We start from the raw sequence: 245 nt of genomic DNA on the forward strand, positions 1-245 counted from the left end.
GTTTTATAAAAATGAGCCGCTTGTTTCGCATTACCAACGTAGAACACTACATAATCCGTCCCTAGAAGTGGTAAAAAATCTTGGGCCTCATCACATATCTTCTCTAGTCCGTAATCAACACTTTTAACTTCTTTTGCCATAATATTAATTGATTTCTTAGATTAATTTTCTAATTCTTCTTCTAGTAAACCATCAATGTTTACTAAGTGTTTTTCTTCTTCTAAATTTTTGTCTTCTTCAAAATC

Annotated in this window: 1 pseudogene; it reads right to left on the reverse strand. The window is 31.0% G+C overall.

Going from position 1 to position 245, the window contains the following annotated elements:
* Positions 1–140, reverse strand: a pseudogene (locus ACRHOC_RS14985) (4-hydroxyphenylpyruvate dioxygenase); the annotation flags it as partial.
* Positions 141–245: the final 105 nt, after the last annotated feature.

This window comes from Winogradskyella poriferorum (genome assembly GCF_050618035.1).
GTDB classification, from domain to species: domain Bacteria; phylum Bacteroidota; class Bacteroidia; order Flavobacteriales; family Flavobacteriaceae; genus Winogradskyella; species Winogradskyella poriferorum_A.